Annotated in this window: 8 protein-coding genes and 1 tRNA gene; 1 reads left to right on the top strand and 8 read right to left on the bottom strand. The window is 64.7% G+C overall.

The genetic code is table 11. The features are described from left to right. Positions 1-501: 501 nt before the first annotated feature. From ISS20_RS20260 to ISS20_RS20235, 6 genes are all read right to left on the bottom strand, one after another. Positions 502-577 (bottom strand) — tRNA-Thr (locus ISS20_RS20260). An 11-nt stretch (positions 578-588) separates the two neighbouring features. Beyond that, positions 589-1,596, bottom strand: coding sequence for a class 1 fructose-bisphosphatase (locus tag ISS20_RS20255; RefSeq protein ID WP_291438990.1), 1,008 nt, complete (start codon positions 1,594-1,596; stop codon positions 589-591). A 23-nt stretch (positions 1,597-1,619) separates the two neighbouring features. Continuing rightward, positions 1,620-4,376, bottom strand: a complete 2,757-nt coding sequence (pepN, locus tag ISS20_RS20250; protein ID WP_291438988.1) for an aminopeptidase N — start codon at positions 4,374-4,376, stop codon at positions 1,620-1,622. Then, the gene (locus ISS20_RS20245; protein WP_291438991.1) at positions 4,360-5,034 is read right to left on the bottom strand and encodes an HAD family phosphatase; all 675 of its coding nucleotides are present in this window, start codon (positions 5,032-5,034) and stop codon (positions 4,360-4,362) included. The genes pepN and ISS20_RS20245 overlap by 17 nt, the downstream gene beginning before the upstream one ends. A 9-nt stretch (positions 5,035-5,043) precedes the next feature. After that, a protein-coding gene (gene prfB, locus ISS20_RS20240) for a peptide chain release factor 2 (RefSeq protein WP_099730502.1) occupies positions 5,044-6,148 on the bottom strand; the annotation gives its coding sequence in 2 pieces (ribosomal slippage) (positions 5,044-6,066 and positions 6,068-6,148; 1,104 coding nt in all). A 201-nt stretch (positions 6,149-6,349) separates the two neighbouring features. Next, a complete protein-coding gene (locus ISS20_RS20235) occupies positions 6,350-7,258 on the bottom strand; it encodes an alpha/beta hydrolase (RefSeq protein WP_291438986.1) in 909 nt (302 codons plus the stop codon). 157 nt (positions 7,259-7,415) lie between these two features. On the opposite strand from ISS20_RS20235, the gene ISS20_RS20230 reads away from it, so the two are divergent. Continuing rightward, positions 7,416-8,477 (top strand): aldo/keto reductase, encoded by a 1,062-nt coding sequence (locus ISS20_RS20230; protein WP_291438984.1) that lies wholly within the window; start codon positions 7,416-7,418, stop codon positions 8,475-8,477. 92 nt (positions 8,478-8,569) lie between these two features. Here the strand turns inward: ISS20_RS20230 and ISS20_RS20225 are convergent, their stop codons facing one another. Together ISS20_RS20225 and ISS20_RS20220 are read right to left on the bottom strand one after the other, a co-directional pair. Next, positions 8,570-9,994, bottom strand: coding sequence for a M20 family metallopeptidase (locus tag ISS20_RS20225; protein WP_291438982.1), 1,425 nt, complete (start codon positions 9,992-9,994; stop codon positions 8,570-8,572). Between the two features lie 25 nt (positions 9,995-10,019). Further along, positions 10,020-10,874, bottom strand: an 855-nt coding sequence (locus tag ISS20_RS20220; RefSeq protein WP_291438981.1) for a tripartite tricarboxylate transporter substrate binding protein, incomplete at its 5' end; no start/stop codon positions are given.

Here is a 10,874-nt window from a genome sequence, read left to right as displayed (position 1 = left end):
CTCATCCTCACTCATGTGCAGTTCCGTCAATTCGGGCTGGCGCGCCTCGATGGCCCGTCGCCGCTCGAAATTGGTGGGTGGACCTTTTTCTTCCTGGCGGCGATCCTTACCGGTGCGGCGGTCCGCGCTGCCTCTGCGTTCGACACTCATGATGGGGTTCTTGGTTATGGAGGGGGGTAGACTTTGGTGTGCAGTCCGACGCCGGTTGACTGAGCAGTCGTCCATGGCGGCAGGCGTGATGCACGCAGTCTGCATCAGTCGCTGATGTTTGCAAACAGTTAAGCTGCCATCAGGGTAGCGCAACACGCATGAGACACCATTGTTGACGATGGTTGGGGCTACTGGGCTGTGTGCTGCTCTTGGTGCTGTGTTGCATTTCCCGGCAGGGCGTTGAGCTGCGCGGTGCACCGGCAGTTCTTGCAATGCTGCAGCAGTCAGATTTCTTGCGCCGGGCGTGGCCAAGAAAAAAGCCCTGACTCTTGCGAATCAGGGCTTTTCATTTGGTGCCGGAGAGATGAATCGAACACCCGACCTTCTCATTACGAATGAGCTGCTCTACCGACTGAGCTACACCGGCTTAGCCTTGGATTATAGCGTGGAATGGTAGCTGGTCACGCGCTCGACCTCATTTTTTGAGCCGAGGATCACGCTGACACGCTCATGGAGCTGGGTGGGCTGGATGTCGAGGATGCGTTGCTTGCCATTGGTGGCAGCGCCGCCGGCTTGTTCAACCAGCCAGCCCATGGGGTTGGCCTCGTACATCAGACGCAGCTTGCCAGGCTTGTGGGGCTCGCGTTTGTCCCAGGGGTACATGAAGACGCCGCCACGGGTCAGGATACGGTGCACGTCGGCCACCATACTGGCGATCCAGCGCATGTTGAAGTCCTTGCCGCGCGGGCCTTCCTTGCCCTGCAGGCATTCGTCGATATAGCGCTTCACGGGCTCGTCCCAGTGGCGCATGTTGCTCATGTTGATCGCGAATTCCTTGGTGTCCTCGGGGATGCGCACGTTCTCTTCGGTCAGCACGAAGGAGCCCTGTTCGCGGTCGAGGGTGAACATGGCAACGCCGTCACCCACGGTGAGCACCAGGGTGGTCTGCGGGCCGTAGATGCAGTAGCCCGCGGCCACTTGCTGGGTGCCGGGTTGCAGGAAGTCGCCTTCCTCCACGCCGCGGTCACCATCGGGCTTTTTTAGCACGCTGAAGATGGTGCCGATGCTCACGTTCACATCGATGTTGCTGGAGCCATCCAGGGGATCAAACAGCAGCAGGTATTCGCCTTGCGGGTAGCGGTTGGGCACCAGGTAGATGCCGTCCATTTCCTCCGACGCCATGGCCGCCAGGTGGCCGCCCCATTCATTGGCCTCGATCAGCACCTCGTTGGCAATGATGTCGAGCTTTTTCTGGATCTCGCCCTGCACGTTTTCACTGCTGGCTGTGCCCAGCACGCCGCCCAGTGCGCCCTTGTTCACGGCGTGGCTGATGCTTTTGCAGGCGCGGGCCACCACTTCCAGCAGCAGGCGCAGTTGCGATGGGATGAGTCCGTCCACCCGTTGTTGCTCAACAAGGTAACGGGTCAGGCTGATGCTTTTTGCCATGTCAGTCTCTTCTCGGTCGTGGTTTATTCGGCGAGTGCGCGGGTCACTACCTCGCGCACATCGTTGGACAGATCAGGCTTGGCGGCCACGCGAGCAATGGCCTCGCGCGCGGCGCTGCGCCAGGGTTCGGCCAGCTTCTTCCAGCGGTCGAGCGCGCGCGCGAGGCGGGCGGCAACCTGCGGGTTGATGGCGTCCAGCTCGATCACACGGTCGCTCCAGAACACGTAGCCCGCAGCGTCCGACCTGTGGAACGCGCCAGGGTTGGCGCTGCAGTAGCTGAAGATCACGCTGCGCGCCCGGTTGGGGTTCTTCAGGCTGAAGTCCGGGTGCTGCATGAGCTGGCGCACGGCGGGCAATACGTTGCCGCCACGATCGGGCGCACCCGCTTGCAGTGCAAACCACTTGTCGATAACCAGGGGCTCGTCCTTGAACAGCGCATGGAAGCGCGCCAGGGCCGGGGCTGCCAGTTCGCTGCCGCTGGCCACCAGGGCCGTGAGGGCGTTGAACCGGTCGGTCATGTTGCCGGCGACCTTGAAGCGCTGGTACGCCTTGCCAGGCCAGACCACATCGCCTGTCTTCTGCGCGGCAATGCACAGCATGTGCAGCGCCAGGCCACTGAGTGCGCGGCGGCCGGAGGAGACGGGGTCTGGGCGGTAGCCGCCGGTGTCCTGGTTCTGTTCCCAGACGGTTTCCCAGTCGGCCTGCAGCGCCAGCGCCAGCTCTTCGCGCATGGCTTCACGCACCGCGTGGATGCGCTGCGGGTCCACCACATCCAGTTGCTCGGCGATGTAGGTTTCGGATGGCAGCGTGAGCACTAGCTCCTTGAAGGCTGCATCCAGGGCCGGGTTACGCAGCGCGCTGCGCATGGCCGCTACAAACTCTGTAGACAGGATGGCTTGCTCAAATCGGCCGGTGGCGCTAGTTGTATATGCCTCATTAGCTATTGTATTAATAGCAATTCGCAGTGCCAGGCGTTGCCCTGCTTCCCAGCGGTTGAAGGCGTCTGCATCGTTCGCCAGCAGCGTGAGCAACTGTGCGTCGGTGTAGTCGATGTCCAGCACCACGGGGGCGCTGAAGCCGCGCAGCAGCGATGGCACGGGCTCGGCATCCAGGTTGGTGAAGGTCAGGGTCTGCGATGCCTCGGTGAGCACCACCACGCGCGAGGTGGTGTGGGCGGCGCCTTCTGCAGCGCCTTCGCCTGCCAGGTGCACGGGCAGGGCAGCGCCGGTGGTGGCATCGATCAGGCCCAGTTCGATCGGGATGACGAAGGGCTGCTTCTCGCTCTGGCCGGGCGTAGGCGTGCAGCTTTGCGACAGCGTGAGTGCATAGCAGCGCGTGGCAGCGTCGTAGCGGCCCGTGGCGCGCACGCGGGGCGTGCCGGCCTGGCTGTACCAGCGCTTGAACTGCGCCAGGTGCTGCGTGAGCGGGCTGCCCGGGTTGGCATCGGCGATGGCCTGCACAAAATCGTCGCAGGTCACGGCCTGGCCGTCGTGGCGCTCGAAGTACAGCTTCATGCCCTTGGCAAAGCCTTCGCGGCCCACCAGGTTGTGCTGCATGCGCACCACTTCCGCACCCTTTTCGTAGATGGTGACGGTGTAGAAGTTGTTGATCTCGACGTAGCTGTCGGGCCGCACCGGGTGGGCCATGGGGCCCGCGTCTTCGGGGAACTGGGCGGTGCGCAGCACGCGCACGTCCTCGATGCGCTTGACGGCGCGGGCGGACGGGCTGCCCGCGAGGTCCATGCTGAATTCCTGGTCGCGGAAGACGGTGAGGCCTTCCTTCAGGCTCAGCTGGAACCAGTCGCGGCAGGTCACGCGGTTGCCGGTCCAGTTGTGGAAGTACTCGTGGCCGACCACGCTTTCGATGTTGGCGAAGTCGGTGTCGGTGGCCGTGGATTCGCTCGCCAGAACGTACTTCGTGTTGAAGATGTTCAGGCCCTTGTTCTCCATCGCGCCCATGTTGAAGTCGCTGGTGGCGACGATCATGAAGCGCTCCAGGTCCAGCGGCAGGCCGAAGCGGGCCTCGTCCCAAGCCACGCTGTACATCAGCGAGTTCATGGCGTGTTCGGTCTTGCCCAGATCGCCGGGGCGCACGTAGACCTGCAGCAGGTGGTCGGTGCCCGAGCGGCTCTTGATCTTCTGCTCGCGGGCCACCAGCTTGCCCGCTACCAGGGCGAACAGGTAGCAGGGCTTCTTGTGCGGGTCCACCCACTTGGCAAAGTGGCGGCCGTCTTCCAGGTCGCCGCTGTCCACCAGGTTGCCGTTGCTCAGCAGCACCGGGTACTGGGCCTTGTCGGCGCGCAGCGTGACGGTGTAGCTGGCCATCACATCGGGGCGGTCCAGGAAGTAGGTGATGCGGCGAAAGCCCTCGGCCTCGCACTGCGTGAAGAAGGTGCCCTGGCTCACATACAGGCCCATGAGCTGTGTGTTCTTGGCGGGGCAGCAGGTGGTGAAGATCTCCAGCGCAAAGGGCTCGGAGCCTTCTGGCAGGTTCTCCAGCACCAGGCGGGTGCCCTCCATCTTGAACGAGGTGCCCTGGCCGTTGACCAGCACACGTGCCAGGTTCAGGTCATCGCCATCGAGCTTGAGCGGCTGCGCGGCCACGTCGGGGTTGCGGCGCAGCGTCATGCGGTTGAGCACGCGCGTCTTGTTCGGGTCCAGGTCGAAGGTCAGCTCGACGCTGTCGATCCAGTAGGCGGGGGCGGTGTAGTCCTCGCGGCGGATGGCGATGGCCGGGGCCGCGCCGTCTCCACTTCCGTCGGCTTTATGCAGTTGCAACATGGATGCTCTCCAGAAAGTCGGTATTCATGAGTTCGGTGTAGTCGCGCACGGCCGCCAGCACATGGGGCCCAGCCAATTGCTCGGGCGTGTGGGTGCTGCAGACGGCCACGGCGCGCATGCCGGCGCGGCGTGCTGCCTCGATGCCAAAAGGCGCGTCTTCAAAGACGATGCAGTGCTCGGGCGCTGCCGCAATACGGCGTGCCGCCTCCAGAAAGATCGCGGGCTGGGGCTTGCCGGGCAGGCCCTCGTCGCCACGCACGATGGCTTGGGGCGCGGGTTCCAGTCCCAGGTGGCCCAGTGCGAATTCCACGTTGCCGATGTCACCCGCGGTGCCCACGGCTACCTTGAGGCCGCGCGCGCGCACCTGCGCTGCGAACTTGCGAAAGCCCGCCACTTCGGAGAAGCGCGGGGCGAACAGCTCGCGGTAGATGGTTTCTTTTTCGTGCGTGAGCGCGTCGGCCTCGTCCTGCGACACGGGGCGTCCTAACAGTTCCACGATGCACTCGGTGCCATTGCGGCCCGTGGTGCGGGCCATGAGGTCGGGCACGTCGATGTCCATGCCCCTGCGGCGCGCGAACTCGACCCACGCCTGGGCGTGCCAGGGCATGGAGTCGATCATGGTGCCGTCCATGTCGAAGATGATGGCGTCGGTGCGCATCCGCATCGCTTAGACGCCTTGCTTCAGCGAAGCTTCGATGAAGGCGTCCAGGTCGCCGTCCAGCACCTTCTGCGTGGCCGAGATTTCGACGTTGGTGCGCAGGTCCTTGATGCGGCTGTTGTCCAGCACGTAGCTGCGGATCTGGTGGCCCCAGCCCACGTCGGTCTTGGTGTCCTCCAGCTTCTGCTGCTCTTCCATGCGCTTGCGCATCTCAAAGTCGTACAGGCGGCTGCGCAAGCGCTGCCATGCCACGTCACGGTTGCTGTGCTGGCTGCGGCCGTCTTGGCACTGCACCACGATGCCGGTGGGGATGTGCGTCAGGCGCACGGCCGAGTCGGTCTTGTTGATATGCTGCCCGCCCGCGCCCGATGCGCGGAAGGTGTCGGTGCGCACGTCGGCTGGGTTGATGTTGATCTCGATGGAGTCATCGATCTCGGGGTACACAAACAGCGACGCGAACGAGGTGTGGCGGCCGCCCGAGCTGTCGAACGGGCTCTTGCGCACCAGGCGGTGCACGCCGGTTTCGGTGCGCAGCAGGCCGAAGGCGTACTCACCCTCGATCTTGATCGTGGCGCTCTTGATGCCGGCCACGTCGCCCGGTGTTTCTTCTTCGACCGTGGCCTTGAAGCCCTTGCGTTCGGCGTACTTGAGGTACTGGCGCAGCAGCATGCTGGCCCAGTCGCAGGCCTCGGTGCCACCGGCGCCGGCCTGGATGTCCACAAAGCAGTTGAGCGGATCCGCCTCGTTGCGGAACATGCGGCGGAACTCCAGCTCTTCCACCGCTGCGCGCATCGTGGCGGCCTCCGACTCGATGGTCAAAAGGCCGGCTTCATCGCCTTCCTCTTTGCTCATCTCATACAGCTCAGCGTTGTCGGCCAGGTCGCGGGTGAGCTTGTCCAGGGTGACCACCACGCTAGAGAGCGACTTTTGTTCCTTGCCCAGCTCCTGGGCCTTCTTGGGGTCGTTCCAGACGGAGGGGTCTTCCAGCGATGCGTTTACCGTGCGCAGGCGTTCAAATTTGGCATCGAAGTCAAAGATACCTCCGTAACTCTTGCGTTCGCAGAGCCAGGTCGCTGAGGGTGGTGCCAATGAGGTTGATGCGTTCTGCGTCCATGATTCTTGTCCTGGGTGTTCTGTGGAATAACCCACGATTTTCTCATGGGACGAGCAACTGCCCCGCCAATGCCCTTTGTGCCAGACGGCCGCCGGATCTGCGCACGAAGGCCGGGGGGCAATTGGCCTCGTGATTGTCAAAAATGATAGCTACTCAGGCAATATCCGCTAGCGCTTGGATGCGATGCGGCATCCAATTGCCTCAGGCGGCATCCAAAAACGCCTCGATGAGCTGCGCCACCTGCTCGGGCTGGTCGTGGTGCAGCATGTGGCCCGCGTCTTGCACAACGGCAGTGCTGCAGGTTCGCACATGGGTCAGGCGCTGGTGGTATTCGTCCAGGGTGTACCGGCCGTTCCACCACTGCCCCAGGCTGTCGCCACTGGCCTCGATGGCCAGCACGGGGGCTGCAATGCGCTCGTAAATGGCCAGGGCCTCGTCCACGCGGTACAGCTGCGCGCTGGTGATCTTGTGCGCGGGGTCACCCAGGATCTCCCATTGCCCCTGCGCGTTGGGTCTGGCCCAGTGCTGGGCCAGCCATTGGGCCTTGTCCTCGGACAGACGGGGGTTGGTCTTCATGAGGCGGCGGGCGACGCCGTCGGCACCGTCATAGGTCTTCAGGTCCTTTGTGCCCTGGTGCAGCTGCTTGATCTCGTCGATCCATTGCGCATAGCGTGTGGGTGCCTGCGCGGGCCGTGTGGTGGGCAGGCCGAAGCCTTCGAGGTTGACGAGCTTGCGCACGCGCTCGGGCCGCACACCGGCGTACATCATGGCCACATTGCCGCCCATGCTGTGGCCCACCAGATCGATGGCTTCGCCGGGCGCGTAGTGGTCCAGCAGCAGGTCCAGGTCGGCCAGGTAGTCGGCAAACACATAGTGATCCACCGGCGCACCGGTGGTGAGGCCAAAGCCACGCCAGTCCGGCGCGATGATGCGGCGTGGTTGCTGCAGAGCGTCCACGGTGAACTGGTAGGAGGCACTGACGTCCATCCAGCCGTGCAGCAACACCAGTGTGGGCAGGTTGCTTTGCTCCGGTCCCCAGTGGCGGACGTGGTAGTTGAGGTGGCGCAGCGCCAGCGAGCTGCTGCGCGAGGGTGTAAGAACTTGGTACATGCTGCGCCAATGTTACGTTGCGCATGCGCTCGCGGGGCGCCCTGCGGTGTCACCAAGGAGTCCGGCGTCCGGCAGGTTTTGGCGTTCGCTTGTACCATCGCCCGCCGGGGCCGCAGCAGGCCGCGTTTACATTTCTCACCATCTGGAGCCTTCACCGATGAACACCGTCCGCTTGGGTCAGAGTGACCTGCTTGTCACCCCCATTTGCCTGGGCACCATGACCTTCGGCGAGCAGGTCAATGAGGCCGATTCGCATGCCATCCTGAGCCGCTCCCTGGAACGCGGCGTGAACTTCATCGACACGGCCGAGATGTACGCCGTGCCCGCCAAGGCCGAGACCTTTGGTGCCACCGAAACCATCATCGGCAACTGGTTTGCCAAGAACCCTGGCGCCCGCCAGAGGCTGGTGGTGGCTACCAAGGTGGCCGGCCCATCGCGCGGCATGCCCTGGGTGCGCGAGGGCAAGGGCATGACCCCTGCCGACATCGTGGCTTCGTGCGAGGCAAGCCTGCGCCGCCTGCAGACCGATGTGATCGACCTCTACCAGATCCACTGGCCCGAGCGCCATGTGCCAGCGTTCGGCAACCTGTATTACGACCCTTCCAAGGAAACCTCGCACACCCCCATCCGCGAGCAACTGGAAGCGCTGGCCAGCCTGGTGAAGGCTGGCAAGGTGCGCTACATCGGCCTGTCTAACGAAACCCCGTATGGCGTGCACGAATTCGTGCGCCTTGCTGAGCAGCATGGCCTGCCGCGTGTGGCCACGGTGCAGAACCCGTATTGCCTCATCAACCGCACCTGGGAAAACGGACTGGATGAAACCTGCCACCGCCTGGATGTGTCTCTGCTGGCCTACTCGCCGCTGGGTTTTGGTCTGTTGACGGGCAAGTACGACGAAAGCGGCACTACCGGCCCGACCGCCCCAAAGGGCGCGCGCATTGCATCGTATGAATCCGTGCGCAAACAGCGTTGGGGCCGCCCCGAGGCGCTGGAGGCATCGCGCCGCTACAACGCACTGGCGCGTGCCAACGGCATGACGCCCACGCAGATGGCGCTGGCGTTCTGCTACACCAAGTGGCAAGTGGCCAGCACCATCATTGGCGTGACGTCGGTGGCGCAGCTGGAGGAAGACCTGAATGCCTGGGGCACGACGCTGTCGCCCGAGGTGCTGAAGACCATTGATGCGATCCGCTGGGAGCTGCGCGACCCTGCGCTGTGACCGGGGCAGGGCGTGGCCCTGCGAATCGGCAAGATCAAACAAAGGGGCCGTGCAGGCCCCTTTGTTTTTCTGCGAGTTTGTGCGCGCTGCTGTCAGGCAGTTGCCTCCTGCCGGGTGGTGCGTCCTTCAGTCCACGGTGTCCCTTGGGGCTCACCCAGGTCCCAGAACAGCCCAGCCATCACCGCCAGTCCTTCTCGTGCCACGGGCGCCAGCAAATGCTCGTTGGGCGCATGCTGGGCGCAGGCGGGGTACGAGTGGGGCACCCACAGCGTGGGCAGGCCCAGCTGGTCGGCAAAGATGTCGTTGGGCAGCGAGCCAGCCAGGTTGGGCAGCAGCGTGGCGGGCTGGCCTGCGCTGGCCTGCAGCGAGGCCATCGTCCAGTCCACCCAGGGGTTGTGCAGATCGAGCCGTGTGGCGCCACAGTGCATGCCCATGGTGATTTCGACCTGGCTGAAGCCATGCGCGTCCAGGTGTTCACGCAGCGTGGCCTGCACGTTCTGCCAATCGGTGCCCACCACAAAGCGCAGCTGGCAGTGCGCTACGGCCTGCGCGGGGATGGCGTTGATGGGTCGCTGCGCGTTGCCCGCGCCCAGCGCCAGCACCTCCAGCGTGTTCCAGCCCACCAACTGCTCTGCGGGGGTCAGGCCGGGCTCGCCCCAGCCGGGGGTAAGCGCGGGGTCATCGGCGCCTGCACCAATCACTACGTCTCTGAGGGCGGTGCGCAGCTTGTCGGGCACTGCAGGCGGCAGCAGGCCTTTGACCAGGATACAGCCCTTCGCGTTCACCAGTGTGGCCAGGGCGTGGGTAAGCACGGTGGCCGGGTTGGCCAGCACACCGCCCCAGTTGCCCGAGTGATAGGCCTTGTCGCGGCTGCGTACTGCGAGTGAGAAGTTGATGGCTCCGCGTGAACCCAGGAAGAGGGTGGGATGGCCCGCGTTCACGCGGGGGCCGTCGCTGGCCACAAACAGGTCGGCTTTCAGTACATCGCGATGCTGCTCGCAGAAGGCGCCCAGGCCGGGCGAGCCTGCCTCTTCACCCATCTCCATGAGCAGCGTCACGTTGTATCCCAGGCGGCCGCCCCGGGCTTCGATGGTGTGGGCCAGTGCGGCCAGGCTCACGGTGTGCTGGCCCTTGTTGTCCGCTGTGCCCCGGCCATACCAGCGCTCGCCTTCGATGGTCAGCTCCCAGGGTGAGAGGCCCTCGCGCCACTGGCTGTCCTGCCCGTTGACCACGTCGCCATGGCCGTAGGTGAGTATGGTGGGCAGCGCCGGGTCTTCCACGCGGCGGGCCACCAGCAAGGGGCCGCCTTGTGGCGAGGGGTTGTCGAGCACCTTGCACTCAAAACCCTGCGGCGTGAGCCAGGGCACCATTTCGTCGGTGAGGTAGGTGCGCAGCTCGGGCGGCACCTTGCCAGTGTCGCTTTCGGTGCGCCATGCCACGCGGCGGCGCAGGTCGGTGGCAAAGCGGCCATCGTCAAAGTAGCGCTGGACGTCTTGAATGAGTTGTTGGCGGTTCATCGTGCAGGTCCTTGTTGGGTGTTCGTCAGTCCACCACGATCTTGGCGCGGTGGGCCAGCGCGCGGTAGCGGCCGATCTCGTCATCGATCATGGCGCGCGTGGCCACCGGCCCCAGGTGCACGGGTTCCATGCCCTGGGTGCGCATCTGTTCCTGCAGGCCGCTGTCGCGGGTGACGGCTTCCACCTCAGTCACCAGCTTTCGGATGACGGACTGTGGTGTTTTGGCGGGGGCGGCGATGGCGTACCAGGCGTCAAACGCCGCGTCTGGCAGCTTGAGTTCTTCCACAGTGGGCACCCCCGGCAGCATGCTGGAGCGCGATTTGCCCGCGATAGCCAGTGCGCGCAGCTTCCCGGCCTTCACCTGCGGCGCCGCAGCGGCCACTGTGTCGATACCCAACTGGATTTCACCGCCCATGAGGGCGATCAGCGACTGGCTGCTGCCCCGGTAAGGTACGTCCTGCAACTGGATGCCTGCCGCCTGCTCCAGCAGTGCGCCCGCCAGATGCGGGCCGGAGCCCGAACCGAAGGTGGCGTAGTGGATGCTCTTGGGCTTGACCTTGGCCGCTGCGATCAGCGCGTTCAGGTCCTTGAAGGGTGCGCTGGCGCTGACGACCAACACCAGCGGTGCTCGGGCGACGGTGGCCACGGGCATCAGGTCCTTGGCGGGGTCGTAGGGCAGCTTGCTGCGCAGCGCCGGGTTGACCGTGTAGCTGGTGGAGCCCGAGACCAGCAGCGTGTAGCCGTCCGGATCGGCGCGCACCACGGCTTCGGTGCCGATGATGGTGGAGGCGCCCGGCTTGTTGTCGATCACCACCGGCGTGCCCAGGCGGCTGGCCAGCTTCTGCGCGAGCGCGCGCGCCACCACGTCGGTGCCGCCGCC

It is taken from the genome of Acidovorax sp. (genome assembly GCF_016783915.1).
In the GTDB taxonomy this organism is placed as follows: domain Bacteria; phylum Pseudomonadota; class Gammaproteobacteria; order Burkholderiales; family Burkholderiaceae_C; genus Acidovorax.
The sequence above is the reverse complement of the archived record's forward strand: the minus strand, read 5'-3'. Positions and strand labels throughout refer to the sequence as shown.